This is a genomic window from Actinomycetospora callitridis (genome assembly GCF_028737265.1).
Classification (GTDB): domain Bacteria; phylum Actinomycetota; class Actinomycetes; order Mycobacteriales; family Pseudonocardiaceae; genus Actinomycetospora; species Actinomycetospora callitridis.
Map to the genome: position 1 here is coordinate 757,041 of NZ_JAQZAK010000002.1, position 25,618 is coordinate 782,658.

30 protein-coding genes are annotated in these 25,618 nt (G+C 70.0%); all 30 read right to left on the minus strand.

Going from position 1 to position 25,618, the window contains the following annotated elements; genetic code table 11:
* Positions 1-146: 146 nt before the first annotated feature.
* Positions 147-605: a 50S ribosomal protein L15 gene (gene rplO / locus PH191_RS09445; RefSeq protein WP_274194347.1), complete on the minus strand. Its 459-nt coding sequence runs from the start codon at positions 603-605 to the stop codon at positions 147-149.
* Positions 598-789, minus strand: a complete 192-nt coding sequence (gene rpmD / locus PH191_RS09450; RefSeq protein ID WP_274190759.1) for a 50S ribosomal protein L30 — start codon at positions 787-789, stop codon at positions 598-600. The genes rplO and rpmD overlap by 8 nt, the downstream gene beginning before the upstream one ends.
* Positions 789-1,424, minus strand: a complete 636-nt coding sequence (gene rpsE / locus PH191_RS09455) for a 30S ribosomal protein S5 (RefSeq protein WP_274190760.1) — start codon at positions 1,422-1,424, stop codon at positions 789-791. Before rpsE ends, rpmD begins: the two co-directional genes overlap by 1 nt.
* A 40-nt stretch (positions 1,425-1,464) precedes the next feature.
* Entirely contained in the window at positions 1,465-1,893 is a 429-nt protein-coding gene (rplR, locus tag PH191_RS09460) for a 50S ribosomal protein L18 (protein WP_274194348.1), read from the minus strand.
* Positions 1,893-2,429, minus strand: coding sequence for a 50S ribosomal protein L6 (gene rplF / locus PH191_RS09465; protein WP_274194349.1), 537 nt, complete (start codon positions 2,427-2,429; stop codon positions 1,893-1,895). The genes rplR and rplF overlap by 1 nt, the downstream gene beginning before the upstream one ends.
* A gap of 25 nt (positions 2,430-2,454) precedes the next feature.
* Positions 2,455-2,853: a 30S ribosomal protein S8 gene (gene rpsH, locus PH191_RS09470; protein ID WP_274194350.1), complete on the minus strand. Its 399-nt coding sequence runs from the start codon at positions 2,851-2,853 to the stop codon at positions 2,455-2,457.
* Complete coding sequence (locus tag PH191_RS09475; protein ID WP_274194351.1) at positions 2,850-3,113, minus strand: hypothetical protein; 264 nt, start codon at positions 3,111-3,113, stop codon at positions 2,850-2,852. The genes rpsH and PH191_RS09475 overlap by 4 nt, the downstream gene beginning before the upstream one ends.
* Positions 3,110-3,295, minus strand: coding sequence for a type Z 30S ribosomal protein S14 (locus PH191_RS09480; RefSeq protein ID WP_133829609.1), 186 nt, complete (start codon positions 3,293-3,295; stop codon positions 3,110-3,112). Before PH191_RS09480 ends, PH191_RS09475 begins: the two co-directional genes overlap by 4 nt.
* Positions 3,296-3,297: 2 nt before the next feature.
* A complete protein-coding gene (gene rplE / locus PH191_RS09485) occupies positions 3,298-3,870 on the minus strand; it encodes a 50S ribosomal protein L5 (protein ID WP_274194352.1) in 573 nt (190 codons plus the stop codon).
* The gene (gene rplX, locus PH191_RS09490; RefSeq protein ID WP_274194353.1) at positions 3,867-4,190 is read right to left on the minus strand and encodes a 50S ribosomal protein L24; all 324 of its coding nucleotides are present in this window, start codon (positions 4,188-4,190) and stop codon (positions 3,867-3,869) included. The genes rplE and rplX overlap by 4 nt, the downstream gene beginning before the upstream one ends.
* 3 nt (positions 4,191-4,193) lie before the next feature.
* On the minus strand, positions 4,194-4,562 hold the full coding sequence (gene rplN / locus PH191_RS09495) for a 50S ribosomal protein L14 (RefSeq protein WP_133829612.1): 369 nt from the start codon (positions 4,560-4,562) through the stop codon (positions 4,194-4,196).
* A gap of 43 nt (positions 4,563-4,605) precedes the next feature.
* Positions 4,606-4,848, minus strand: coding sequence for a 30S ribosomal protein S17 (rpsQ, locus tag PH191_RS09500; protein ID WP_274190952.1), 243 nt, complete (start codon positions 4,846-4,848; stop codon positions 4,606-4,608).
* Between the two features lie 146 nt (positions 4,849-4,994).
* On the minus strand, positions 4,995-5,231 hold the full coding sequence (gene rpmC, locus PH191_RS09505; protein ID WP_274190767.1) for a 50S ribosomal protein L29: 237 nt from the start codon (positions 5,229-5,231) through the stop codon (positions 4,995-4,997).
* Complete coding sequence (rplP, locus tag PH191_RS09510; RefSeq protein WP_274190768.1) at positions 5,231-5,647, minus strand: 50S ribosomal protein L16; 417 nt, start codon at positions 5,645-5,647, stop codon at positions 5,231-5,233. Before rplP ends, rpmC begins: the two co-directional genes overlap by 1 nt.
* Positions 5,648-5,650: 3 nt before the next feature.
* Positions 5,651-6,523 (minus strand): 30S ribosomal protein S3, encoded by an 873-nt coding sequence (gene rpsC, locus PH191_RS09515; RefSeq protein ID WP_274190769.1) that lies wholly within the window; start codon positions 6,521-6,523, stop codon positions 5,651-5,653.
* Complete coding sequence (gene rplV, locus PH191_RS09520) at positions 6,523-6,933, minus strand: 50S ribosomal protein L22 (RefSeq protein WP_274190770.1); 411 nt, start codon at positions 6,931-6,933, stop codon at positions 6,523-6,525. Before rplV ends, rpsC begins: the two co-directional genes overlap by 1 nt.
* A 53-nt stretch (positions 6,934-6,986) precedes the next feature.
* Positions 6,987-7,268, minus strand: a complete 282-nt coding sequence (gene rpsS / locus PH191_RS09525) for a 30S ribosomal protein S19 (protein WP_116708465.1) — start codon at positions 7,266-7,268, stop codon at positions 6,987-6,989.
* A gap of 23 nt (positions 7,269-7,291) precedes the next feature.
* Entirely contained in the window at positions 7,292-8,134 is an 843-nt protein-coding gene (gene rplB / locus PH191_RS09530; RefSeq protein ID WP_274190771.1) for a 50S ribosomal protein L2, read from the minus strand.
* 2 nt (positions 8,135-8,136) lie between these two features.
* Complete coding sequence (gene rplW / locus PH191_RS09535) at positions 8,137-8,442, minus strand: 50S ribosomal protein L23 (RefSeq protein WP_274194354.1); 306 nt, start codon at positions 8,440-8,442, stop codon at positions 8,137-8,139.
* Positions 8,439-9,104 carry a 50S ribosomal protein L4 gene (rplD, locus tag PH191_RS09540; protein WP_274194708.1) on the minus strand — a complete coding sequence of 222 codons (666 nt, stop codon included), beginning with the start codon at positions 9,102-9,104 and terminating at the stop codon, positions 8,439-8,441. Before rplD ends, rplW begins: the two co-directional genes overlap by 4 nt.
* 218 nt (positions 9,105-9,322) lie before the next feature.
* A complete protein-coding gene (rplC, locus tag PH191_RS09545; RefSeq protein ID WP_274194355.1) occupies positions 9,323-9,976 on the minus strand; it encodes a 50S ribosomal protein L3 in 654 nt (217 codons plus the stop codon).
* Positions 9,977-10,035: 59 nt separating this feature from the next.
* Positions 10,036-10,341: a 30S ribosomal protein S10 gene (gene rpsJ, locus PH191_RS09550; protein ID WP_116708461.1), complete on the minus strand. Its 306-nt coding sequence runs from the start codon at positions 10,339-10,341 to the stop codon at positions 10,036-10,038.
* A 442-nt stretch (positions 10,342-10,783) separates the two neighbouring features.
* Positions 10,784-11,977 carry an elongation factor Tu gene (tuf, locus tag PH191_RS09555; protein WP_274194356.1) on the minus strand — a complete coding sequence of 398 codons (1,194 nt, stop codon included), beginning with the start codon at positions 11,975-11,977 and terminating at the stop codon, positions 10,784-10,786.
* 188 nt (positions 11,978-12,165) lie between these two features.
* Entirely contained in the window at positions 12,166-14,268 is a 2,103-nt protein-coding gene (gene fusA / locus PH191_RS09560) for an elongation factor G (RefSeq protein WP_274190774.1), read from the minus strand.
* A gap of 99 nt (positions 14,269-14,367) precedes the next feature.
* The gene (gene rpsG / locus PH191_RS09565; protein WP_274190775.1) at positions 14,368-14,838 is read right to left on the minus strand and encodes a 30S ribosomal protein S7; all 471 of its coding nucleotides are present in this window, start codon (positions 14,836-14,838) and stop codon (positions 14,368-14,370) included.
* Position 14,839: 1 nt separating this feature from the next.
* Positions 14,840-15,214 carry a 30S ribosomal protein S12 gene (gene rpsL / locus PH191_RS09570; RefSeq protein ID WP_116708457.1) on the minus strand — a complete coding sequence of 125 codons (375 nt, stop codon included), beginning with the start codon at positions 15,212-15,214 and terminating at the stop codon, positions 14,840-14,842.
* A gap of 659 nt (positions 15,215-15,873) precedes the next feature.
* Complete coding sequence (locus PH191_RS09575) at positions 15,874-19,785, minus strand: DNA-directed RNA polymerase subunit beta' (protein WP_274194357.1); 3,912 nt, start codon at positions 19,783-19,785, stop codon at positions 15,874-15,876.
* Positions 19,786-19,867: 82 nt separating this feature from the next.
* A complete protein-coding gene (gene rpoB / locus PH191_RS09580; RefSeq protein WP_274194358.1) occupies positions 19,868-23,347 on the minus strand; it encodes a DNA-directed RNA polymerase subunit beta in 3,480 nt (1,159 codons plus the stop codon).
* A gap of 425 nt (positions 23,348-23,772) precedes the next feature.
* Positions 23,773-24,999 (minus strand): hypothetical protein, encoded by a 1,227-nt coding sequence (locus tag PH191_RS09585; protein ID WP_274194359.1) that lies wholly within the window; start codon positions 24,997-24,999, stop codon positions 23,773-23,775.
* A gap of 31 nt (positions 25,000-25,030) precedes the next feature.
* Positions 25,031-25,513 carry a hypothetical protein gene (locus tag PH191_RS09590; protein WP_274194360.1) on the minus strand — a complete coding sequence of 161 codons (483 nt, stop codon included), beginning with the start codon at positions 25,511-25,513 and terminating at the stop codon, positions 25,031-25,033.
* Between the last annotated feature and the right edge of the window lie 105 nt (positions 25,514-25,618).

A 25,618-nucleotide genomic window follows, 5' to 3' on the forward strand; every position in this document is an offset into this window, starting at 1 on the left:
CACGCACCGCGTCATGGGCGGTGCGCAGGGCCGCGCCGGGTCGGAAGGCGACCCGGCGCGAGACTACACCGCGACGCAGGACCGGCCCCGGCCCGCTCCTGCACAGGAGCGGACCGGGGCCGGTGCGTGCGTCACGACGGGTACTGCTACTCGGCGACGGTGGCGCTGCCGCCGGCAGCGGTCAGCTTCTCGCTCGCCGAGCCCGAGAACGAGTGCGCGGTGACGCGCAGCGCCACCGACCCGACCTCGCCGGTGCCGAGCACCTTGATCGGACGGCCGGCGCGCACGGCGCCCGCCTCGACGAGCTCGGCCGGGCCGACCTCGCCGCCGTCCGGGAAGAGCCGGGCGAGGTCGCCGACGTTGACGACCTGCGCGACGACCTTGTTGCGGTTGCGGAAGCCCTTGAGCTTCGGCAGACGCATCTGCAGCGGCATCTGGCCGCCCTCGAAGCCCGCGGGGACGTTCTTCCGCGCGCCGGTGCCCTTGGTACCGCGACCGGCGGTCTTGCCCTTCGAGGCCTCACCGCGGCCCACACGGGTCTTCGCGGTCTTGGCACCCGGGGCCGGGCGCAGGTGGTGCAGCTTGATCGGGGACGACTCAGCCATCGCTCCCCACCTCCTCGACCGTCACCAGGTGACGAACGGTGTTGATCAGGCCGCGGTTCTGGGGCGTGTCCGGGCGCACGACGGTGGCACCGATGCGCCGGAGCCCCAGGGTCCGCAGCGTCTCGCGCTGGTTGCGCTTGCCCCCGATCTGCGACCGGGTCTGGGTGACCTTGAGGTCGGCCATCACGACGCTCCCTGCGCGGCGCGGGCACGCAGCATGCGCGCCGGCGCCACGTCCTCGATCGGCAGGCCACGACGGGCGGCGACGGCCTCGGGGACCTGCAGTCCCTTCAGCGCCGCCACGGTGGCGTGCACGATGTTGATCGCGTTCTGGCTGCCGAGCGACTTCGACAGGATGTCGGCGATGCCCGCGCACTCCAGCACGGCGCGCACCGGGCCACCGGCGATGACGCCGGTACCGGGGCTCGCCGGCCGCAGGAGGACGACGCCCGCGGCGTCCTCGCCCTGGATCGGGTGCGTGATGGTGCCGCCGACGCGCGGGACGCGGAAGAAGTTCTTCTTCGCCTCCTCGACGCCCTTCGCGATCGCGGCGGGCACCTCCTTGGCCTTGCCGTAGCCGACGCCGACCATGCCGTCGCCGTCACCGACGACGACCAGGGCGGTGAAGCTGAAGCGCCGACCACCCTTGACGACCTTGGCCACGCGGTTGATGGCGACTACGCGCTCGAGGTGCGGCGTGCGGTCCTGCTGGCGGTCGCGGCCGCCCTGCTGGCGGTCGCGACCGGCGCTGCCGCCCTGACGCTCGCCGCCCTGTGCGCCCGAGCCCGCGGGCCCGTCGCGCCGTGTGCGTCCCGGCATCAGGCGTTCCTTCCAATCGTGTTCGTCCTGGGAGTCCGCATCAGAACTGCAGACCCCCCTCGCGGGCCGCATCCGCGAGCTGCGCGATGCGACCGTGGTAGCGGCGACCGCCGCGGTCGAAGACGACCGCGTCGATGCCCTGGGCCTGGGCCCGCGAGGCGACGAGCTCCCCGACCTTCGCGGCCTGGGCCTTCTTGTCGCCCTCCAGCCCGCGCACGTCCGCCTCCAGCGTGGAGGCGTGGGCGAGGGTGTGGCCGGCGATGTCGTCGACCACCTGCGCCGTGATGTGCCGGGTCGAGCGGGTGACGACCAGACGGGGACGCGTCGGCGTGCCGGCGATCTTCTTGCGCAGCCGGACGTGGCGACGGGTGCGACCCGTGCGGCGCGTCTCCGAGACGTTCTTGCCCAGGTGGCCCGAGGCCTTATTCTTGGGCGCTGTCGTGGTCGTGCTCTCGGTGTTGGTAGCCATCACTTGCCCGTCTTCCCGACCTTGCGGCGGATCTGCTCGCCGGCGTACCGGACGCCCTTGCCCTTGTACGGGTCGGGACGGCGCAGCCAGCGGATGTTGGCGGCCACCTGGCCGACCAGCTGCTTGTCGATGCCCTGCACGGAGAACCGCGTGGGGCTCTCGACCGTGAACGTGATGCCCTCGGGCGGGTCGATCCGCACCGGGTGGCTGAAGCCGAGCGCGAACACCAGGGTCGAGCCCTGGAGCTGCACGCGGTAGCCGACGCCGTGGATCTCGAGCTTGCGCTCGTAGCCCTGGCTCACGCCCTGCACGAGGTTGTTGAGCAGCGAGCGCGACAGGCCGTGCAGCGCACGGTTGTCCCGCTCGTCGTCGGGGCGGGCCACCGAGATGACACCGTCGTCGACCGAGACCCGGATGGGCTCGTCGACGGTGTGGCTCAGCGTGCCCTTCGGTCCCTTGACGGTGACCTGCTGGCCCTCCACCGCGACGTCCACGCCGGACGGCACGGTGATCGGGGCCTTGCCGATACGTGACATGGTTGGTCCCTCTCCTTCCGAGCCGTTACCAGACGAAGGCGAGGACTTCCCCGCCCATCCGTCGCTGGTAGGCCTGCCGGTCGGTCAGCAGACCGGAGGACGTCGAGATGATGGCGACGCCGAGACCGCCGAGCACCCGGGGGAGCTCGTTGGACTTGGCGTAGATGCGCAGACCCGGCTTCGAGATGCGCTTGATGCCGGCGATGCTGCGCTCGCGGTTCGGGCCGTACTTGAGGTCGACCACGAGGGACTTGCCCACGGTCGCGTCCTCGGTGCGGTACCCGGCGATGTAGCCCTGGTCCAGGAGGACCTGCGCGACGTGGGTCTTGAGCTTGCTGTGCGGCATGGTCGCGCTCTCGTGGAACGCCGAGTTGGCGTTCCGGATGCGCGTCAGCATGTCCGCGATCGGGTCGGTCATCGTCATGACCAGGTCACCTTCCTCGCCGTGGTTCCCCGGGTCGGGCGCACGGAGGCCGTGCGCGCGGTCCCGATGACGGGCCTGCGGCGTGTGGAGCTCTTCTGAGCGGTGGTTCGGGGATGCGCCGTGGGCGAGGCGACGCCGACGAGCATGTGCTCGCGGTGCGCCACGCGCTGGATCAGGCGCAGGAGCGCGGGGTCGATCGCGCCCTCGCTCGGGGCCTCGGGGACCTCGGCGGTGTTCGCGGAGGTGTTCGCCGGGCTCACCAGGACGCCTTGCTGACGCCCGGGAGCTCGCCCCGGTGCGCCATCTCGCGCAGGCACACGCGGCAGAGCCCGAACTTCCGCAGCACGGCACGGGCGCGCCCGCAGCGGTTGCACCGGGTGTAGCCGCGGACCTTGAACTTCGGGGTCTTCGCGGCCTTGTTGACCAGAGCCTTCTTCGCCATTCTCAGTTCTCCCTGAACGGGAAGCCGAGCTGACGGAGCAGCGCCCGGCCCTCCTCGTCGGTGGTCGCGGAGGTGACCACGGTGATGTCCATCCCCCGCGGCCGGTCGATCGAGTCCTGGTCGATCTCGTGGAACATCGTCTGGTCCGACAGACCGAACGTGTAGTTGCCGGAGCCGTCGAACTGCTTCGGCGAGAGACCGCGGAAGTCACGGATGCGCGGCAGCCCGATGGTCAGCAGCCGGTCCAGGAACTCCCACATCCGCGCGCCGCGCAGCGTCGCGCGGGCGCCGATCGGCATGCCCTCGCGCAGCTTGAACTGCGCGATCGACTTGCGGGCCTTGCGGATCTCCGGCTTCTGGCCGGCGATGAGGGTGAGGTCGCGGACCGCGCCCTCCATCAGCTTGGAGTCCCGTGCGGCCTCGCCGACGCCCATGTTCACGACGACCTTGACGACGCCCGGGATCAGCATCGGGTTCGCGTACCCGAACTGCTCCGAGAGCGCGTTCTTGATCTCGTCGTGGTAGCGCTGCTGCAGCCGCGGACGGGTCGTCTCGGGAGCTTCGGTGGTGGTCACGAGAGGTCCTTCCCGCTACGGCGCGCGATGCGCACGCGCTTCTGCTCGCCCTCGCCACCCTCGCGGCTGCCGACGCGGGTCGGCGTGCCGTCGGGGTCGACGACCATCACGTTGGAGACGTGGATCGGCGCCTCCTGGGTGACGATCCCGCCGCTCTGGGCGCCGCGCTGGTTGGCGGACTGGGCCGTGTGCTTCTTGACGCGGCCGACACCCTCGACGAGGACCTTGTCGCGGTCGGGGAAGGCCTTGATGACCTTGCCCTTGGCGCCCTTGTCCTTGCCGGCGATGACGACGACCGTGTCGCCCTTCTTGACCTTCATCTGCTACAGCACCTCCGGCGCGAGCGAGATGATCCGCATGAACCTCTTGTCGCGCAGCTCGCGGCCCACGGGGCCGAAGATGCGGGTCCCGCGGGGCTCACGGTCGTTCTTGATGAGCACGGCTGCGTTCTCGTCGAACTTGATGTACGAGCCGTCCGGGCGGCGCTTCTCCTTGCGGGTGCGCACGATGACGGCCTTGACGACCTCGCCGCGCTTGACACCGGCGGCCGGGATGGCTTCCTTCACGGTCGCCACGATGACGTCGCCGATGCCCGCGTAGCGGCGGGACGAGCCCCCGAGAACGCGGATGCACAGAATCTCCCGTGCACCCGTGTTGTCGGCGACACGCAGCCGCGACTCCTGCTGGATCACTTCTTCTCCTGACCTGCCCGCACGAGCGGACGGTTTCCAAGGATCACTTGGCCTTTTCGAGAATCTCGACGAGACGCCAGCGCTTGGTGGCCGACAGCGGCCGGGTCTCCATGAGGAGCACGCGGTCGCCGGGGCCGGCGGTGTTGTTCTCGTCGTGCGCCTTGACCTTCTTCGTGCGCCGGATGACCTTCGAGTAGCGCGGGTGCTTCACCCGGTCCTCGAGGCTGACGACGATGGTCTTGGCCATCTTGTCCGAGACGACGAGACCCTCACGCACCTTGCGCAGGCCACGGTCGTCGTTGCGGGCCTCGGCCGGGGTCTGCTGGGCCTTGTCGGCCTGCTTGACCTCGGCGCGGACCTGCTCCTGCTCGTCACGCTCGGGGGCGGTGGCGCCCGAGCTTGCCGGAGTGGTGGTCTCAGCGGTGCTCTCGCTCATGCCGCTCCCTCCTCGTCGGGGGCGACCGACAGGCCGAGCTCGCGCTCGCGCATCACCGTGTAGATGCGCGCGATGTCGTGGCGCACGGTCCGCAGTCGACGGTTGTTGTCCAGCTGCCCGGTCGCCATCTGGAAGCGCAGGTTGAACAGCTCGGCCTTCGCCTCACGGGCGCGGGCGACGAGCTCCTCGGCGTTGAGCTCCCGGAGCTCGCTGGCGGGGGTTCCGGCGGCCATCAGAAACTCTCCTCACGGCTCACGATGCGGCAGCGCATCGGCAGCTTGTGCTGCGCGCGACGCAGCGCCTCGCGGGCCGTGGCCTCGTTCGGGTAGCTCATCTCGAACATGACCCGGCCCGGCTTCACGTTCGCCACCCACTTCTCGGGCGAGCCCTTACCGGAACCCATACGGGTCTCGGCCGGCTTCTTGGTCAGCGGCCGGTCCGGGAAGATGTTGATCCACACCTTGCCGCCACGACGGATGTGCCGCGTGATGGCGATACGGGCGGACTCGATCTGCCGGTTGGTGACGTAGGCGTGCTCCAGGGCCTGGATGCCGTAGTCGCCGAAGGACATCTGGGTGCCGCCCTTGGCGGCGCCCGTCCGGTCCGGCCGGTGCTGCTTGCGGTACTTGACCTTGCGGGGGATCAGCATGACTCAGGACTCCGTCTGCGTGGTCGCCTCGGGAGCGGCGCCGGCGGGGGCCCCGCCCGTGGTCGCACCCGCGCCTGCCTGCTCGGCAGCCGCGGCGCGCCCGGCCTCGGTGCTCGTCCCGGTCGTGCCCGACGAGCCGGAACGACGCCCGCGGGGACGGTCGTTCGAGCCGCCGCCACGGCCACGGCCGCCACGCGGGTCACGCGTCGCGGCGTCGAGCGCGGCCTGGCGCTCGGACTCGCGCTTGCCGCCGACCACGTCGCCCTTGTAGATCCAGACCTTCACGCCGATGCGGCCGAAGTTGGTCCGGGCCTCGAACAGGCCGTAGTCGATCTCCGCGCGCAGCGTGTGCAGCGGCACGCGCCCCTCGCGGTAGAACTCGGAGCGCGACATCTCGGCGCCACCGAGCCGGCCGGAGCACTGCACCCGGATGCCCTTCACGCCGGGGCTGCGCATGGCCGACTGCATGGCCTTGCGCATCGCGCGACGGAACGACACACGGTTGGACAGCTGCTCGGCGACGCCCTGCGCGACGAGCTGCGCGTCGGCCTCGGCGCCCTTGACCTCGAGGATGTTCAGCTGGACCTGCTTGCCGGTCAGCTTCTCGAGGTTGCCGCGCAGGCGGTCCGCCTCGGCGCCGCGGCGCCCGATGACGATGCCCGGACGCGCGGTGTGGATGTCGACGCGGACGCGGTCACGCGTGCGCTCGATCTCGACCTTGGAGATGCCGGCCCGCTCCATGCCCTTGGAGAGCATGCGGCGGATCTTGACGTCCTCGGCCACGTAGTCGGCGTACTGCTTGTCGGCGTACCAGCGCGACTTCCAGTCGGTGGTGATACCGAGGCGGAAGCCGTGCGGGTTGATCTTCTGGCCCATCAGCGGCCACTCCTCTTCGAACGCGCTCGGCCGCCCTTCGCCGCGGCCACCTCGGTGACCTCGACGTAGATGTGGCTGGTCCGCTTCCGGATGCGGTATGCCCGGCCCTGCGCGCGGGGCTGGAACCGCTTCATGGTCGGACCCTCGTCCACGGTGATCGTGGAGATCACCAGGTTCGCGCGGTCCAGATCGACGTTGTTCTCGGCGTTGGCCACCGCGCTCGCGACGACCTTGGCCACCGGCTGGGCGGCCTTGAGCTCGGCGAACTGCAGCACCGAGGCGGCCTCGCCCACGGGCATGCCGCGCACCAGGTCCACCACGCGACGGACCTTCATCGGCGACATGCGCACGTAGCGCGCCCGCGCCACGGCCCCGCGCGGGGCCGTGTCGGTGTCGGCTGGTGCAGACATCTCTGACGTTCCTTCCTGATTCCGGGCCATGGGGGTCCCGCGCTCCGCGTCGACTAGCGACGGCGGGAGCGGCGGTCCTCCTTGACGTGCCCGCGGAACGTGCGGGTCGGGGCGAACTCGCCGAGCTTGTGCCCGACCATGGACTCCGAGACGAACACGGGGACGTGCTTGCGTCCGTCGTGCACGGCCAGCGTGTGGCCGATCATGTCCGGGATGATCGTCGAACGGCGCGACCAGGTCCGGATGACCGTCTTGCGGTTGGCCTCGTTGAGCGCGTCCACCTTCTTGAGCAGGTGGTCGTCGACGAACGGGCCCTTCTTGAGACTGCGTGGCATCGCTTCGCTCCCTCCTGCTCTCGTCAGCGCTTCTTCTTGCCCTTGCCGGTGCGGCGGCGACGCACGATCATGCGGTCGCTCTCCTTCCGGCCTCGGGTACGGCCCTCGGGCGTGCCGGCGGGGTTGACCGGGTGGCGACCACCGGAGGTCTTGCCCTCACCACCGCCGTGCGGGTGGTCGACCGGGTTCATGGCCACACCGCGCACCGACGGGCGCTTGCCGCGCCAGCGGTTGCGGCCCGCCTTGCCCCAGTTGATGTTCGAGTGCTCGGCGTTGCCGACCTCGCCGATGCTGGCGCGGCACCGCACGTCCACGTTGCGGATCTCGCCCGAGGGCATCCGCAGCTGGGCGTGGGGGCCGTCCTTGGCCACCAGCTGCACCTTCGAGCCGGCCGAGCGCGCGATCTTGGCGCCGCCACCGGGGCGGAGCTCGATCGCGTGGATCGTCGTGCCGGTCGGGATGTTGCGCAGCGGCAGGTTGTTGCCCGGCTTGATGTCGGCCTTGGGGCCGGCCTCCACCGTGTCGCCCTGGTGCAGCCGCTCCGGGGCGATGATGTAGCGCTTCTCGCCGTCCGCGTAGTGCAGCAGCGCGATGCGCGAGGTGCGGTTCGGGTCGTACTCGATGTGAGCGACCTTGGCCGGCACGCCGTCCTTGTCGTGGCGACGGAAGTCGATGAGCCGGTAGGCCCGCTTGTGGCCACCGCCCTGGTGCCGGGTGGTGATGCGCCCGGTGACGTTGCGGCCGCCCTTGTTGTGCAGTGGGCGGATCAGCGACTTCTCGGGGTGGTCGCGCGTGATCTCGGCGAAGTCCGAGACGCTCGCGCCGCGCCGCCCCGCGGTCGTCGGCTTGTACCTGCGGATTCCCATGGTCAGCTCCCTGCCCCGGGCGCGCCGAACACGTCGATCGTCCGGCTGTCGGGCGTCACCGTCACGACCGCGCGCTTGGTGTCCTTGCGCTTGCCGAAGCCGCGGCGGGAGCGCTTGCGCTTCCCCTCACGGTTCAGCGTGTTCACGCTGGCCACCTGCACGTCGAAGATCTGCTGAACGGCGACCTTGATCTGCGTCTTGTTCGCGTCCGGGCGCACCAGGAACGTGTACTGGCGCTCCTCGAGCAGGCCGTAGCTCTTCTCGGAGATGACCGGCGCGATGATCACGTCTCGCGGGTCGGCGATCACTTGTCGGCCTCCTTGTCGGCGGGCGGGTCGGTGACCGTGCGCGAGGCGATGAAGGCCTCGAGCGCCGCGGACGTGAAGACCACGTCGTCGGCGCGCAGGACGTCGTAGGTGTTGAGCTGATCCGGCGTGATCATGTGGACCGCCGGGAGGTTGGCCACGCTGCGGCGGCCGGCCTCGTCCTCGCGGGCGACGACGGCGAGCACGTTGCGGAGCTCCGCGCCCGACGTCACCACGCCCGAGAGCGCCGTGCGGGCGCCCTTGGTGGACGGGGCGGTGCCCTCGATCAGCGCCGAGAAGACGTGGATGCGCTCGTGACGGGCGCGGTCCGACAGCGCGCCGCGCAGGGCGGCCGCCTTCATCTTCTTGGGGGTCCGCTGGTCGTAGTCACGCGGCGTCGGTCCGTGGACCACGCCGCCGCCGGTGAACTGCGGTGCGCGCACCGAGCCCTGACGGGCGCGGCCGGTGCCCTTCTGGCGGTACGGCTTCTTGCCGCCGCCGCGGACCTCGCCGCGCGTCTTGGTGTCGTGCGTGCCCTGGCGGGCCGCCGCGAGCTGCGCGGTGACGACCTGGTGCATCAGCGCGGTGCTGGCCGGGGCGTCGAACAGCACGCCCGGGAGCTCCACGGAGCCGTCGGTGCCGCCGCCCGGGGTGTTCACCGGCACGGAGCGCGTCTCGCCGGAGGCCGTGGCGTGCTGGTCCCGCCGGGCGAGACGACGCGCCTCGCCGGCGGTGTAGCCGCGGCGACGGGTCGAGTGACCGTGCGTCGACCGGAGCGTGGCGGTGGCCGCAGCCGTCGCCGAGCCGGTGCCGGCGGTGGTCTGCTCAGCGCTGTCGGGGCCCTCGGTGTCGGTGACGCCGGGGGTCTGTCCGTCCGGGGTGCTCACTGCTCACCGCCCTTCGCGGGGTCGACCTTGGCGGCCGACGTGACGAGGACCAGGCCGCCGCGCGGGCCGGGGACGGCGCCGCGGATCAGCAGCAGGCCCGCGTCGGCGTCCACGCCGTGCACGGTCAGGTTCTGCGTGGTGGTCTTCTCGTTGCCCATCCGGCCGGCCATGCGCGTGCCCTTGAAGACACGCGCCGGGGTGGCGCAGCCGCCGATGGAGCCGGGCGAGCGGTGCTTGCGCTGCGTGCCGTGGCTGGCCCCGAGGCCGCCGAAGCCGTGGCGCTTCATGACACCCGCCGTGCCCTTGCCCTTGCTGGTGCCCGAGACGTCGACGACGGCACCGGCGGCGAACGTCTCCGCGGTGACCTCCTGGCCGACCTCGTACTCGCTCGCGTCGCTGGTGCGCAGCTCCGCGAGGTGGCGCCGCGGGGTCACGCCGGCCTTGGAGAAGTGGCCGGTCTCCGGCTTGTTCACCTTGCGCGGGTCGATGGCGCCGAAGGCGATCTGCACGGCGTTGTAGCCGTCCACCGAGGGGGTGCGCACCTGCGTCACGACGCAGGGGCCGGCCTTCACCACGGTGACCGGGACGATGCGGTTCGCGTCGTCGAACACCTGGGTCATACCGACCTTGGTGCCGAGGACGCCGCTCATCTTCCGCTCGGGGCGCGCCGGCGCTGCATTGACTGCATTCGCTGTCGTCACTGCCGACCTCACTGGATGTTCACGTCGACGCTCGCCGGCAGGTCGATGCGCATGAGCGCGTCCACCGTCTTCGGCGTGGGGTCCACGATGTCGATCAGTCGCTTGTGGGTGCGCATCTCGAAGTGCTCGCGCGAGTCCTTGTACTTGTGCGGCGAGCGGATGACGCAGTAGATGTTCTTCTCGGTGGGCAGCGGCACGGGCCCGACCACGGAGGCGCCGGTGCGCGTCACGGTCTCGACGATCTTGCGAGCCGACGCGTCGATCGCTTCGTGGTCGTAGGCCTTGAGCCGGATGCGGATCTTCTGTCCCGCCATGGTGGCTTTGCCGTTCCTCTTCTCGTCCCGCCAGGGTGTGACCCCTGGTGGCTGGCCAGGTTCTCGAGACGCCCCGGTGCTCATGCCTCCGGCCCGGACACCCCCCGAGCGAGACCGTCTCCGGTCCACGCGGTCGGGTGTGTCGGGTCGGTCGACAGGCTCCGCCGTGTGCACTCCGCACACCGCGGCCCCGTGGACCCCGCGCTGTTCAACGTGTGTCCGTCCCGCTCCTCGACACGAGGGACGGCACGGTGGACCGCCGGCACGATGGCCGGGCGATCCGGGCCCACGATGTGGCTCTCGGACCCCCGCTCACAGCGGGGCGGTCGGCTCGATACCGACTGAGCCGACCGCCCCGTGCGAGCTAGGTGTCCAGTGTCGCACGGCCGTTCGGGCCGAGCCCCACCGGGGTCGGAGAAGGGGTCGAGCCCCTTCTCCTGTCCTACTTGCTGATCTTCGTGACCTGACCGGCGCCGACCGTCCGGCCACCCTCACGGATGGCGAACTGGAGGCCCTCCTCCATGGCGATCGGCTGGATCAGCTGGACGGACATCTCGGTGTTGTCACCGGGCATGACCATCTCCGTGCCCTCCGGCAGCGTCACCACACCGGTGACGTCGGTGGTCCGGAAGTAGAACTGGGGGCGGTAGTTGTTGAAGAACGGCGTGTGCCGCCCGCCCTCGTCCTTGCCCAGGATGTAGACCTGGCCCTCGAACTCGGTGTGCGGCGTGATCGAACCGGGCTTGCCGATGACCATGCCGCGCTCGACGTCCTCGCGCTTGATGCCGCGCAGGAGCAGACCGACGTTGTCGCCGGCGCGCCCCTCGTCGAGGAGCTTGCGGAACATCTCGATGCCCGTGGTGGTGGTCTTCGTCGACTTCGCACGGATGCCGATGATCTCCACCTCCTCGTTCACCTTGACGATGCCGCGCTCGACGCGGCCGGTGACGACGGTGCCGCGACCCGTGATCGTGAAGACGTCCTCGACGGGCATGAGGAACGGCTTGTCGGTGTCACGCTCCGGCGACGGGATGGCGTCGTCGACGGCGTCCATGAGCGACATGATCGCGTCGCCCCACTCGGCGTCGCCCTCGAGCGCCTTGAGCGCCGAGACGCGGACCACGGGCAGGTCGTCGCCGGGGAAGTCCTGCGACGAGAGGAGCTCGCGGACCTCCATCTCGACGAGCTCCATGATCTCCTCGTCGTCGACCATGTCCGCCTTGTTCAGCGCCACCACGATGTAGGGGACGCCGACCTGGCGCGCGAGCAGCACGTGCTCGCGGGTCTGCGGCATGGGGCCGTCGGTGGCGGCCACCACGAGGATGGCGCCGTCCATCTGGGCGGCACCGGTGATCATGTTCTTGACGTAGTCGGCGTGCCCGGGGCAGTCGACGTGCGCGTAGTGGCGCTTCTCGGTCTGGTACTCGACGTGCGCGATCGAGATCGTGATGCCGCGCTGCCGCTCCTCGGGCGCCTTGTCGATCATGTCGAAGGCCGACGCCTGGTTGAGCTGCGGGAACTTGTCGTGCAGCACCTTGGTGATCGCCGCGGTGAGCGTCGTCTTCCCGTGGTCGATGTGACCGATCGTGCCGATGTTGACGTGCGGCTTGGTCCGCTCGAACTTGGCTTTCGCCACTGCTCTCGTCCTCCTGGACTGTGTTCTCCTGGCTCGTCCCTCGTTACGGGACGGGCCGGGTGGTGCTCGTCGGTGGGTCCTGCCGTGTCTCGGAGGACCGAGAGGGCCGACACGAGGCTAGCGAAAGCCCTGTGACGTCCCGCGACGTGGTCCGTGACCCGGGCTCTCACCCGGGTCACGGACCCGCGTCACTCGCCGGTCGCCTTCGCGATGATCTCCTTGGCCACGTTGGCCGGGACCTCCGCGTAGGAGTCGAACTGCATGGAGTAGTTCGCCCGGCCCTGGGTCCGCGACCGCAGGTCGCCGACGTAGCCGAACATCTCCGACAGCGGGACGATCGCGCGTACGACGCGGCCGCCGGCCCGCTCCTCCATGGCCTGGATGTGGCCACGGCGGGAGTTGAGGTCGCCGATGACGTCACCCATGTAGTCCTCGGGGGTGTTCACCTCGACGGCCATCACCGGCTCGAGCAGCGCGGGGTCGGCCTTGCGGGCCGCCTCCTTGAGCGCCATCGATCCGGCGACCTTGAACGCCATCTCCGACGAGTCGACCTCGTGGTACTGACCGTCGAGCAGCGTCAGCTTGAGCCCGACCATCGGGTAGCCGGCCACGATGCCGTACTGCATCGCGTCCTGGGCGCCCTCGTCCACCGACGGGATGTACTCCCGCGGGACGCGACCACCGGTCACCTTGTTGTCGAACTCGTAGAGCGGACCGTCGGCCGTCTTCTCGAGCGGCTCGAGCTTGATGATGACGCGGGCGAACTGCCCCGAACCACCGGTCTGCTTCTTGTGCGTGTACTCGTACTTGTCGACCGTCTTGCGGATGGTCTCGCGGTAGGCCACCTGCGGCTTGCCGATGTTGGCCTCGACCTTGTAGTCGGACTTCATCCGGTTCACCAGGACCTCGAGGTGGAGCTCGCCCATCCCCGAGATGATCGTCTGGCCGGTCTCCTCGTCGAGGTTGACCCGGAAGGTCGGGTCCTCGTCGGCGAGACGCTGGATGGCCGTCGACAGCTTCTCCTGGTCGGCCTTGGACTTCGGCTCGACCGCGACGGAGATGACCGGCTCCGGGAAGGTCATCGACTCGAGGATCACCGGGTTCTGCGGGTCGCAGAGGGTGTCGCCCGTGGTCGTGTCCTTCAGGCCCACCACCGCGTAGATGTGGCCCGCGGTGGCGTTGTCGACCGGGTTCTCCTTGTTGGAGTGCATCTGCAGGAACTTGCCGATGCGCTCCTTCCGGTCCTTGGTCGAGTTGATGAGCTGCGTGCCCTGGGAGGCCTTGCCCGAGTAGACCCGGACGTAGGTCAGCTTCCCGTAGAACGGGTGCGCGGCGATCTTGAACGCCAGGGCCGCGAACGGCTCGTCGGTGTTGGGGCTGCGCTGGATCGGCGTCTCGCCGTCGAGCAGCGTGCCCTCGACCGGCGGGACGTCGGTCGGCGCCGGCAGGTAGGCGATGACGGCGTCGAGCATGGGCTGCACGCCCTTGTTCTTGAACGCCGAGCCACAGATGACCGGGTAGGCCTCGCCGGTGACCGTCACGGCGCGGATGCCGTGCTCGATCTCCTCGACGGTGAGCTCCTCGCCGGCGAAGTAGCGCTCCATGAGCGCGTCGTCCTTCTCGGCGACGGCCTCGAGCAGCGCCTCGCGGTAGGAGGCGACCTGCTCGGCCATCTCGGCCGGGATCTCCTCGACCGCGTAGTCCTCGCCCTTGGACACGTCGCCGCGCCAGGTCAGCGCGCGCATGCGCACCAGGTCGACGACGCCGTAGAACTCCGACTCCGACCCCATCGGCAGCTGCAGGACCAGCGGCTTGGCGCCGAGGCGGTCCTTGATCGTCTGCACGGTGAAGTAGAAGTCCGCGCCGAGCTTGTCCATCTTGTTGACGAAGCAGATGCGCGGGACGTTGTAGGTGTCGGCCTGGCGCCACACCGTCTCCGACTGCGGCTCCACGCCCTCCTTGCCGTCGAAGACGGCGACGGCGCCGTCCAGGACGCGCAGGGAGCGCTCGACCTCGACCGTGAAGTCGACGTGACCCGGCGTGTCGATGATGTTGATCTGGTGGTCTTTCCAGAAGCAGGTCGTCGCGGCGGACGTGATCGTGATGCCGCGCTTCTGCTCCTCCTCCATCCAGTCCATCGTGGCCGCGCCGTCGTGGACCTCACCGATCTTGTAGTTGATGCCGGTGTAGAACAGGACGCGCTCGGTCGTGGTGGTCTTGCCCGCGTCGATGTGGGCCATGATCCCGATGTTGCGGACCTTGCCCAGGTCGGTCAGCACGTCGCGTGCCACGAGATTCCTCTTCCGTCGGGTCGTCGCCGCGGGTCCCGCGGCGGGTGTTCTCGGACCGGTCGGGGACCGGGGTGGTTCGCACCCCGGCGCCCCGCGCGATCACCAGCGGTAGTGCGCGAACGCCTTGTTCGACTCCGCCATCTTGTGGGTGTCCTCGCGGCGCTTCACGGCTGCGCCGAGGCCGTTCGAGGCGTCGAGCAGCTCGTTGCAGAGCCGGTCGATCATCGTCTTCTCGCGGCGCGCGCGGGAGTACGTGATCAGCCAGCGCAGGCCGAGCGTGGTCGAGCGGCCGGCCCGGACCTCGATCGGCACCTGGTAGGTCGCGCCACCGACACGGCGGCTGCGGACCTCGAGGGCCGGCTTCACGTTGTCCAGCGCGCGCTTGAGCGTGACCACCGGGTCGGCGCCGTTGCGCTCCCGGCAGCCCTCCATGGCGCCGTAGACGATGCGCTCGGCGAGCGAGCGCTTCCCGTCGACGAGCACCTTGTTGACGAGCTGCGTCACGAGGGGCGACCCGTAGACGGGGTCGGCGACCAGCGGACGCTTCGGTGCGGGTCCCTTACGCGGCATGTCAGCTCTTGTCCTTCTTCGTCCCGTAGCGGCTGCGGGCCTGCTTGCGGTTCTTGACCGCCTGCGTGTCCAGCGCGCCGCGAATGATCTTGTACCGGACGCCGGGGAGATCCTTCACCCGGCCACCACGCACGAGCACGATCGAGTGCTCCTGCAGGTTGTGGCCCTCACCCGGGATGTAGGCGGTGACCTCGATGCCGTTCGAGAGCCGGACGCGCGCGACCTTGCGCAGCGCGGAGTTCGGCTTCTTCGGCGTGGTGGTGTAGACGCGGGTGCAGACGCCGCGGCGCTGCGGGCTCCCCTTGAGGGCCGCGGTCTTGGTCTTCTCGACCTTGTCCTCGCGGCCCCGGCGGACCAACTGCTGGATGGTGGGCATCGAGTGCGCTGACTTCCGTTCCTCTGGACTGTCTGATCGGGCTCGTACGTCCGCACCCGGGGTACCGGCTCTGACGGCCGGCCGGGGAGAGGGGCGCCGTGGCTCCCCGCTCGGGAACCGGCGCACCACACACCCATCGGCACGCGGAACGACCCGACCACGTCGGGCTCTGGCCTCCAGGGTACGCGCCTCCCGCACGGCAGCACGCGGCGGGTCGGATCAGGGCCCGGACCGCCTCCTGGCGGTCTCCGGGGATGCGCCGGCGTCCTGAGCTCCGGGGCCCCTCGAGTGTCCTCGACCGCCCGTCGGGTCGGCCATGCCGATGCGGGCTGAGATCACCGCACCGACCGGACAACCATGAGCCTACCCCGGCCCCGCCGGACGGCAAGCCGCGCCACCCCGCCGCCACACACTCTCCGGGAGATCAGGGGCGCCAGGTGCACGCCGACCGGGCCGGCGAGGTGCCTGACGCGCCCCTGATCTCCCCGCACACCCAGCAGGCGATCCGGCGAAGGGCGCCCCTCGCCCCTCTCTCCGCGCGAAGGTGCCCTTCGCGCGGACACACGGACCCCCGGACACGCGACGCGGACACACGACGGAGGGCGCCCCCGCTGGTGCGGGGACGCCCTCCGGTGTCGTGCTGGACTGCTACTCCGGGGTCAGCGGAACTGCCCGAAGTCGTAGTCGTCGAGCGGCACGGCGGCACCGCTGCCCGAGCCGAACACGTCGGGGGCGTAGTACCCGTCGTCGTAGCTCGGCAGGGCGTAGGCGGCCGCGCGGGCCTCCTCGGTCGGCTGGACCTGGATGTTCCGGTACCGGTTGATGCCGGTGCCGGCCGGGATCAGCTTTCCGATGATCACGTTCTCCTTCAGCCCGACCAGGCTGTCGGACTTCCCCTCGATGGCCGCGTTCGTGAGGATGCGCGTCGTCTCCTGGAAGGAGGCGGCGGACAGCCACGACTCGGTGGCCAGCGAGGCCTTCGTGATGCCCATGAGCACCGGGCGGGCCGCCGCCGGGTCGCCGCCCTCGGAGACCACCTTGCGGTTGGCCGCCTCGAACTCGGCGCGGTCGACGACACCACCGGGCAGGAACTCGGTGGCGCCCGAGTCGATGATCGTCACCCGGCGCAGCATCTGCCGGACGATGACCTCGATGTGCTTGTCGTGGATCGACACACCCTGCGACCGGTACACCTTCTGCACCTGGTCGACGAGGTGCAGCTGCACCTCGCGGGGGCCCATCACGCGCAGCACCTCGTGCGGGTCGGCCGTGCCCTCGAGCAGCTGCTGGCCGACGCCCACGTGGTCGCCGTCCTGCAGCGGACGCTCGGAGCCGTCGACCGGCACCGTGGCGAGCCGCATGCGCTTGGACAGCTTGTCGTAGACGACCTCCTCGCTCCCGTCGTCCGGGATGAGGGTGATCTTCCAGAACTTGTCGCCGTCCTCGAGCTGGATGCGGCCGTCGACGTCGGCGATCGGCGCCTTGCCCTTCGGGACGCGGGCCTCGAAGAGCTCCTGCACACGCGGCAGACCCGTGGTGATGTCCTCACCCGCGACGCCACCGGTGTGGAAGGTGCGCATCGTCAGCTGCGTGCCGGGCTCACCGATGGACTGGGCGGCGACGATGCCGACCGCCTCGCCCACGTCGACGAGCTTGCCGGTGGCCAGCGAGCGGCCGTAGCAGCGGGCGCAGACACCCTGGGCCGAGTCGCAGGTCAGGACGCTGCGGACACGGACCTTGCCGACGCCGGCGCCCAGGAGGGCGTCGATCGCCTGCTGGCCGATGTCGGCACCGCGGTCGAGCAGCACGTTGCCGTCGGCGTCGGTGACGGCCGAGGCCGCGGTCCGGGTGTAGACGCTGGTGTCGACGTGGATGTCGCGCACCAGGGTCCCGTCCGGGCCCTCCTCGCCGATCGGCATCGGGATGCCGCGCTCGGTGCCGCAGTCGACCTCGCGGACGATGACGTCCTGCGAGACGTCGACCAGACGCCGGGTCAGGTAACCCGAGTCGGCGGTCCGCAGGGCGGTGTCGGCCAGACCCTTGCGGGTGCCGTGCGTCGAGATGAAGTACTCGACGACCGAGAAGCCCTCACGGAAGTTCGACTTGATCGGGCGCGGGATGAACTCGCCCTTGGGGTTCGCGACCAGACCCTTCATGCCCGCCAGCTGACGGACCTGGGTCATGTTGCCGGCCGCGCCCGAGGCGACGATCCGGGAGATGGAGTTGTCGGCGGGGAAGTTGTCCTCCATCGCCTTCGCCACCTCCTCGGTGGCCTGGCCCCAGATGCGCACCATCTCGTCGTTGCGCTCCTGGTAGGAGAGCGCACCGCGCTGGTAGCGCTTGTTGACCTGCTCCGCGCGGAGCTCGTACTCGTCGAGGATCTCCTGCTTGCGCGGGGGCACGACGACGTCGTCGATGGCGATGGTGACGCCGGAGCGCGTGGCCCAGTGGAAACCGGCGTCCTTGAGCCGGTCCAGGGTCATCGCGACCTCGGTCATCGAGTACCGCTCGGCGAGGTCGTTGATGATCGCCGCCTGCTTCTTCTTCGGCAGCTGCTCGTTGACGAAGGGGTAGTCCTCCGGCAGCAGCTCGTTGAAGAGCACCCGGCCGAGCGTCGTGTCGGCCAGCCACGGGCGACCGGGCTCGTAGGAGCCGTTCGTCATTCCCGGACCGGGCACGACCGAGCCCACGAGGCGGATCTTGATCGGCGCCTGGAGGTCGAGCGACCCCAGGTCGAACGCCATGATCGCCTCGGCCACCGACGAGTACGCCCGGCCCTCGCCGGCCGTGCCCTCGCGGCGCTGGGTGAGGTAGTACAGGCCGGTCACCATATCGAGGCGCGGCATGGCCAGCGGCTTGCCGGACGCCGGCGAGAGGATGTTGTTGGCCGACAGCATGAGGATGCGGGCCTCGGCCTGCGCCTCGGCGGACAGCGGCAGGTGGACCGCCATCTGGTCACCGTCGAAGTCGGCGTTGAACGCCTCGCAGACCAGCGGGTGCAGCTGGATCGCCTTGCCCTCGACCAGCTGCGGCTCGAAGGCCTGGATGCCGAGTCGGTGCAGCGTGGGCGCCCGGTTCAGCATCACCGGGTGCTCGTTGATGACCTCCTCGAGCACGTCCCAGACCTGGCCGCGCTGACGCTCGACCATGCGCTTCGCGGACTTGATGTTCTGCGCGTGGTTGAGGTCGACCAGCCGCTTCATGACGAACGGCTTGAACAGCTCGAGCGCCATCTGCTTGGGCAGGCCGCACTGGTGCAGCTTGAGCTGCGGGCCGACGACGATGACCGAACGGCCCGAGTAGTCGACGCGCTTGCCGAGCAGGTTCTGACGGAACCGGCCCTGCTTGCCCTTGAGCAGGTCGGACAGCGACTTGAGCGGGCGGTTGCCCGGCCCGGTCACCGGCCGGCCGCGGCGGCCGTTGTCGAACAGCGCGTCGACGGCCTCCTGCAGCATCCGCTTCTCGTTGTTGACGATGATCTCGGGCGCACCGAGGTCGATCAGTCGCTTGAGGCGGTTGTTGCGGTTGATGACCCGGCGGTACAGGTCGTTGAGGTCCGACGTCGCGAAGCGGCCACCGTCGAGCTGCACCATCGGGCGCAGGTCCGGCGGGATGACCGGGACGCAGTCGAGCACCATGCCGCCGGGACGGTTCCCGGTGGCCTGGAACGCCGCGACGACCTTGAGCCGCTTGAGCGCGCGCAGCTTGCGCTGGCCCTTGCCCGAGCGGATGGTCTCGCGGAGGTTGTCGGCCTCGGCGTCGATGTCGAAGGTCTCCAGGAGCTTCTGGATCGCCTCGGCACCCATGGCGCCGGTGAAGTAGTCCGCGTAGCGGTCGTAGAGCTCGCGGTAGAGCGTCTCGTCCGAGATCAGTTGGGCACGGTCGAGCTTGACGAACGTGGTCCAGACCTCGTCGAGGCGGTCGATCTCGCGCTGCGCACGGTCGCGCAGCTGGCGCATCTCGCGCTCGCCGCCCTCCTTGACCTTGCGCCGCACGTCGGACTTCGCGCCCTCGGCCTCGAGCTCGGCGATGTCGCTCTCGAGCTTCTGCGCGCGGGCCTCGAGGTCGTTGTCGCGCTGGGTCTCGAGGCGCTTGCGCTCCCCGGAGATCTCGTTCTCCAGCGTCGACTGGTCCGCGTGACGCTGGTCCTTGTTGACGTCCGTGATCACGTACGCCGCGAAGTAGATGATCTTTTCGAGGTCCTTGGGCGCCAGGTCGAGCAGGTAGCCCAGGCGCGACGGGACGCCCTTGAAGTACCAGATGTGCGTGACCGGCGCGGCCAGCTCGATGTGGCCCATGCGCTCACGGCGCACCTTGGCCCGGGTCACCTCGACGCCGCAGCGCTCACAGATGATGCCCTTGAAGCGGACGCGCTTGTACTTGCCGCAGTAGCACTCCCAGTCCCGGGTCGGACCGAAGATCTTCTCGCAGAAGAGTCCGTCCTTCTCGGGCTTGAGCGTGCGGTAATTGATGGTCTCGGGCTTCTTGACCTCGCCGAAGGACCACTGGCGGATGTCGTCGGCGGTGGCCAGACCGATCCGCAGCTCGTCGAAGAAGTTGACGTCGAGCAAAGGTTCTCCCCTGGATGGGTGAGCGGTGTATCGAAGGTCCGCGGGCCGGCCCCGGCGTGGGGGCCGGGGCCGGCCGGTGCGGCTAGTTCACGACGTCGTCGACGGACGGCGACTCGTTGCGCGAGAGGTTGATGCCCAGGTTCGCCGCGGCACGCTCGAGGTCCTCGTCGTCGCCGTCGCGCATCTCGATGGCCGCGCCGTCCGAGGACAGCACCTCCACGTTGAGGCACAGCGACTGGAGCTCCTTGAGCAGCACCTTGAACGACTCGGGGATGCCCGGCTCGGGGATGTTCTCGCCCTTGACGATGGCCTCGTAGACCTTCACGCGGCCGAGCACGTCGTCGGACTTGATGGTGAGCAGTTCCTGCAGCGTGTAGGCCGCGCCGTAGGCCTGCATCGCCCAGCACTCCATCTCACCGAAGCGCTGGCCACCGAACTGGGCCTTACCGCCGAGCGGCTGCTGGGTGATCATCGAGTACGGGCCCGTGGAGCGGGCGTGGATCTTGTCGTCCACCAGGTGCAGCAGCTTGAGGATGTACATGTAGCCCACCGCGATCGCGTGCGGGTAGGGCTCACCGGTACGTCCGTCGAAGATCTGCGCCTTGCCGTCCGGACCGACCAGCCGCACGCCGTCGCGGTTGGGCAGCGTCGACTGGAGCAGCCCGGAGATCTCGTTCTGCCGCGCACCGTCGAACACCGGGGTGGCGGTGTTCGTGTCGGGCTCGACCCGGCGCATGTCGTCGGGCATGTCGACGGCCCACTGCTCGGTGTTGTCCGGGTCGACCTCCCAGCCGCTCTTGGCGATCCACCCGAGGTGGGTCTCCAGGACCTGGCCGATGTTCATGCGTCGCGGCACACCGTGGGTGTTCAGGACGATGTCGACCGGCGTCCCGTCGGCGAGGAACGGCATGTCCTCGACCGGCAGGATCTTGCCGATGACGCCCTTGTTGCCGTGGCGGCCGGCGAGCTTGTCACCCTCGGAGATCTTGCGCTTCTGGGCCACGTAGACGCGGACCAGCTCGTTGACCCCGGGCGGCAGCTCGTCGTCGTCGTCGCGGGAGAACACCCGGATGCCGATGACCTTGCCGGTCTCGCCGTGCGGGACCTTGAGCGAGGTGTCGCGCACCTCGCGCGCCTTCTCGCCGAAGATCGCGCGGAGCAGGCGCTCCTCGGGGGTCAGCTCGGTCTCGCCCTTGGGCGTCACCTTGCCGACGAGGATGTCGCCGTCGGCCACCTCGGCACCGATGCGGATGATGCCGCGCTCGTCGAGGTCCGCGAGGACCTCCTCGGAGACGTTCGGGATGTCCCGGGTGATCTCCTCGGCGCCGAGCTTGGTGTCCCGGGCGTCGATCTCGTGCTCCTCGATGTGGATCGAGGTCAGGACGTCGTCCTGCACGAGACGCTGCGACAGGATGATCGCGTCCTCGTAGTTGTGGCCCTCCCACGGCATGATCGCCACGAGGAGGTTCTTCCCGAGGGCCATCTCGCCGTCCTCGGTGCACGGCCCGTCGGCGAGGACCTGGCGGGCCTCGACGCGGTCGCCCTCGGAGACGATCGGCTTCTGGTTGATGCAGGTGCCCTGGTTGGACCGCGTGAACTTGTGGAGACGGTGCGTCGTGCGCTGTCCCTCGTCGTCCATGATCGTGATGTAGTCGGCGCAGAGCTCCTCGACCACACCGCCCCGGTCCGTCGCGATGACGTCGCCGGCGTCGACCGCGGCGCGCAGCTCCATCCCGGTGCCGACCAGCGGCGACTCGGAACGCAGCAGCGGCACCGACTGACGCTGCATGTTCGCGCCCATGAGCGCGCGGTTGGCGTCGTCGTGCTCGAGGAACGGGATCATGGCCGTCGCGACCGACACCATCTGGCGCGGCGAGACGTCCATGTAGTCCACGCGCGTCGGCGCGATGAGGTCGACGTCGCCGCCCTTGCGGCGGACGAGGACGCGCTCCTCGGAGAAGTGGCCGTCCTCGTCGAGCGGCGCGTTGGCCTGCGCGACGACGAAGCGGTCCTCCTCGTCGGCGGTGAGGTAGTCGATCTGGCCGATGACCACGCCGTCGACGACCTTGCGGTAGGGCGTCTCGATGAAGCCGAACGGGTTGACCCGCGCGAAGCTCGACAGCGACCCGATCAGGCCGATGTTCGGGCCTTCCGGCGTCTCGATCGGGCACATGCGGCCGTAGTGCGACGGGTGGACGTCGCGGACCTCCATGCCGGCGCGCTCACGCGACAGACCGCCCGGACCCAGCGCCGAGAGCCGGCGCTTGTGGGTCAGGCCCGCGAGCGGGTTGGTCTGGTCCATGAACTGCGAGAGCTGCGAGGTGCCGAAGAACTCCTTGATCGCGGCCACGACGGGCCGGATGTTGATCAGGGTCTGCGGCGTGATCGCCTCGACGTCCTGCGTCGTCATGCGCTCGCGCACGACGCGCTCCATGCGGGAGAGGCCCACCCGGATCTGGTTCTGGATGAGCTCGCCGACGGTGCGCAGACGACGGTTGCCGAAGTGGTCGATGTCGTCGGTCTCGACCGGGATGGAGCCGTTCTCGGCCTCGACCTCGGTCTCCCCCGCGTGCAGGCGCACGAGGTAGGAGATCGTGTTGATGATGTCGTCCTCGGTGAGCGTGCCGACCGAGGGATCGACCGCCGAGCCCAGCTTCTTGTTGACCTTGTAGCGGCCGACCTTCGCGAGGTCGTAGCGCTTGTCCTTGAAGAAGAGGTTCTCCAGCAGCGTCTGGGCCGACTCGCGCGTCGGCGGCTCGCCCGGACGCAGCTTGCGGTAGATGTCGAGCAGGGCCTCGTCCTGCCCGGCCGTGGAGTCCTTCTCGAGGGTGGCCAGCAGCGTCTCGGAGAAGTGGAACTTCTCCTGGATCTGCTCGGTGGTCCAGCCCAGCGCCTTCAGCAGGACGGTGACGGGCTGGCGGCGCTTGCGGTCGATGCGGACACCGACGGTGTCGCGCTTGTCGACGTCGAACTCCAGCCAGGCACCGCGGCTGGGGATGATCTTGACGCTGAAGACGTCCTTGTCGGTGGCCTTGTCGACCGAGCGGTCGAAGTACACCCCGGGCGAGCGCACGAGCTGCGACACGACGACGCGCTCGGTGCCGTTGATGATGAAGGTGCCCTTGTCGGTCATCACGGGGAAGTCGCCCATGAAGACCGTCTGGCTCTTGATCTCACCGGTGGTGTTGTTCGTGAACTCGGCGGTGACGAAGAGCGGGGCCGAGTACGTCATGTCCTTGTCCTTGCACTCCTCGACGGAGGCCTTGACCTCGTCGAAGCGCGGGTCGGAGAAGGACAGCGACATGGAGCCGGAGAAGTCCTCGATGGGAGAGATCTCGGAGAGGACCTCCTCCAGGCCGCCGGCGGGGAGCTCCTCACCCGCCTCCACGCGACGCTCGAACCACTCCTCGCTGCCGACCAGCCACTCGAACGACTGGGTCTGCAGGGCGAGCAGGTCGGGAACCTCGAGGGGCTGGTCCAGCTTGGCGAAGGAGACCCGGGTGGGTGCCCCGGGGAACGACGCGTGGTGGTTCGAGACCTTGGTGGCGCGGGTAACTGCCAAGATGCGTCCTTCCGGAACAACGCTGTCTGAACGCTGTCAGTAGCTTCACCGGCCGGTACGCAGCGCAGCGATCCGGTCGGCGTGGACGCGGCCCGGGCGTCGGCACACGAGGGGGCGGACAGACGTAGGGCAGCGCGATCCGACAGTCTAGCCATGCATGATGGCACCTGTCGAACGACCCCCCCTCGTGACACGCCGGGAGGGATGTCCGCCTGGGGCGGGATCGACCTCCGGGGTCTGACGCGGGGGTGCCGCGCTGCGAACAGAGTGACCGCCCGTGCCGCCGGAGTCAAGTGGGGCGCGCCCGGTGTCGCCCGGGCGGATCGACGATCCCCGTGCAGGTCAGGCCCTACATGGACCCGATCGGGCCCGGACACGACGATGCCGGGTGGACCATCGGTCCACCCGGCAGGTCGCGGGGACGATCAGCGGTTCGCGGTCAGGGGGGTCAGCTCGGCGAGCTTCCAGCGGCCGTCGACGCGCTCCATCTCGAGGCGCAGGAGCCCCGGCGCGTTGGTCGACTGGCCGGTCGTCGTGCGCTGCGCCGAGAACTGCGTCAGCGCCATGACCGTCGCCCGGTCGTCCCGCATGGAGACGACGCCGATGTTCTGGACGGTCGCGGTCTGCCGCAGCTGTTGCTGCTGCGCAGGGGTCCGGATCGTCTGGTCGAACACCGACAGGTAGCGGTCGGTGAACTGGCCCGTCGACATCGTGCGGGCGGCCTCCACGGAGTCGTCGAGCCGCGTGAAGTCGTACGAGAAGATCTTCTCGATCGACTCGCGGCTCTGCCCGACCAGCTCGGCGGTGCCCCCGACGTCGACGACGGCCTGGTTGCTCACCGGCCCGCTGGTCCAGGCCTGACGGCCCTGCCAGAACGCGAGGCCCGCGAGCACCAGGCAGACGACGATGACGGCGACGAGGGTGACCGGGAGGGCCTTCGAGTCGCCGAAGCGGGTCAGCGTCGCGCGCTGCCGCTCGAAGCGACGCGGGACCCCGTCCGCCTCCGGCCTGCGGCCCCGCACCCGGGTGGGCCTGGCCGCCCGCGTCGGGGACGCGGCGGCGTCCTCGTCCTGCCGGCCCGGGCGCACCGTGGTGGGGGCGTCCGCGCGCGGCGTCATCCGCGTGGTCCGACGGCCCTTCGGGCGCGGCGTCGTCACCGTGGTCGCCGCGACGCCCTCCGCGACCGGCTCGGCCTCGGTGGTGGCGTCCTCAACGGACTCCTGGGTGGCGGTCTCCGTGGAGGTCGTGGCCTCCGCGGCGGGGAGCGCCGTCGTCTCCTCGGCCGCGGTGTCGTCGACGGGGGCGGTGCCGACCGTCGTCGTGTCGGTGGCCTCGGCGGGCTCACTCGTCTCCACGTCGTCCGTCGCCGGGGTCGCGGTGGCGGTGTCGTCGGCGCCCGCAGGCGCCGCCGGCGCGTCCGGCGCGTCATCGAGGAGGTCGGCGGGCACCGTCGTCGGGGTCGGCGCCGGTGCGGTGGACGCCGCACGAGCGGTGTCCTCGTCGGCGACGGGGGACGCGTCGAGCGGCCCGTCGTCGAGCTCCGGGTCGGTGAGGTCGGGGCTCGCGGCCCCGGCGTGCGCGTGCTGGCGCAGGCCGGCGACCTTGGGTCGACGGGCGGCGGAGCCGGGCTTGGTGCGGGAGCGGGGTGGCACGGTCACTCCCCCTTTCTGGTGTCGGCCGCGGCTACTGCTGTCCGGTCGAGGGCGTCGCCTTGGCGGCCTTCCAGCCGTCCGGCGTACGGATCATCTCGACGAGGAACAGCTGCTGCTTGGACTGGGGCTGCGCGGTGGCGCTGCGGGCGTTGACGTCGATCGCCACGATCGCCGAGGCGGTGGCCCGCTCGGGGTCGAAGGCGGTCAGGGCCGCGGAGACCGGGGTCGCGACGACCTCGGCCTGCGACTGGCGCAGGTTCTCGGCGAACTGCTGCCGCACACGCTTGTACTCGCCGAGCATCGGCTCGGTCAGCGACGACTCCGCGGCGCCGAGGTCGGCGTCGAGCGTCGAGGGCCGCACGGTGTTGATGTTGACGACGATCTGTTCGGCGGCGTCGGTCGCCTCGTCGCGCATCGCCGCGGCGCTCGCGTTGTCGCTCTGGGTGCCCGACCACCAGTAGACGCCGCTCGCGACGGCGGCCGCGAGGGCCAGGACCGTCAGGACGGCCAGCACCGTGACGGTGCGCCGTCGGCGCCGATCGGGGGTACCGGCGGGGTCGGGGGCCTCGTCGGTGTCGGGGGCCTTCTCGGCCGTCGTCGTGGACGTGGCGCTCAGCTC

Excerpts from the sequence above, each read along its gene's own strand:
- rpsJ (WP_116708461.1), bottom strand. The coding sequence starts at position 10,341 with ATGGCGGGACAGAAGATCCGCATCCGGCTCAAGGCCTACGACCACGAA.
- PH191_RS09480 (WP_133829609.1), bottom strand. The coding sequence starts at position 3,295 with ATGGCGAAGAAGGCTCTGGTCAACAAGGCCGCGAAGACCCCGAAGTTC.
- rplP (WP_274190768.1), bottom strand. The coding sequence starts at position 5,647 with ATGCTGATCCCCCGCAAGGTCAAGTACCGCAAGCAGCACCGGCCGGAC.
- rpmD (WP_274190759.1), bottom strand. The coding sequence starts at position 789 with ATGGCCGACCTCAAGGTCACCCAGACCCGGTCGCAGATCGGGGGCAAG.
- rpsG (WP_274190775.1), bottom strand. The coding sequence starts at position 14,838 with ATGCCGCGTAAGGGACCCGCACCGAAGCGTCCGCTGGTCGCCGACCCC.
- rplB (WP_274190771.1), bottom strand. The coding sequence starts at position 8,134 with ATGGGAATCCGCAGGTACAAGCCGACGACCGCGGGGCGGCGCGGCGCG.
- rplO (WP_274194347.1), bottom strand. The coding sequence starts at position 605 with ATGGCTGAGTCGTCCCCGATCAAGCTGCACCACCTGCGCCCGGCCCCG.
- rpmC (WP_274190767.1), bottom strand. The coding sequence starts at position 5,231 with ATGGCCGCCGGAACCCCCGCCAGCGAGCTCCGGGAGCTCAACGCCGAG.
- rplV (WP_274190770.1), bottom strand. The coding sequence starts at position 6,933 with ATGTCTGCACCAGCCGACACCGACACGGCCCCGCGCGGGGCCGTGGCG.
- rpsH (WP_274194350.1), bottom strand. The coding sequence starts at position 2,853 with ATGACGATGACCGACCCGATCGCGGACATGCTGACGCGCATCCGGAAC.
- rpsE (WP_274190760.1), bottom strand. The coding sequence starts at position 1,424 with ATGCCGGGACGCACACGGCGCGACGGGCCCGCGGGCTCGGGCGCACAG.
- rplF (WP_274194349.1), bottom strand. The coding sequence starts at position 2,429 with ATGTCACGTATCGGCAAGGCCCCGATCACCGTGCCGTCCGGCGTGGAC.
- rplR (WP_274194348.1), bottom strand. The coding sequence starts at position 1,893 with ATGGCTACCAACACCGAGAGCACGACCACGACAGCGCCCAAGAATAAG.
- rpsC (WP_274190769.1), bottom strand. The coding sequence starts at position 6,523 with ATGGGCCAGAAGATCAACCCGCACGGCTTCCGCCTCGGTATCACCACC.
- rplC (WP_274194355.1), bottom strand. The coding sequence starts at position 9,976 with ATGAGCGGCGTCCTCGGCACCAAGGTCGGTATGACCCAGGTGTTCGAC.
- rplX (WP_274194353.1), bottom strand. The coding sequence starts at position 4,190 with ATGAAGGTCAAGAAGGGCGACACGGTCGTCGTCATCGCCGGCAAGGAC.
- rpsL (WP_116708457.1), bottom strand. The coding sequence starts at position 15,214 with ATGCCCACCATCCAGCAGTTGGTCCGCCGGGGCCGCGAGGACAAGGTC.
- rpsS (WP_116708465.1), bottom strand. The coding sequence starts at position 7,268 with ATGCCACGCAGTCTCAAGAAGGGCCCGTTCGTCGACGACCACCTGCTC.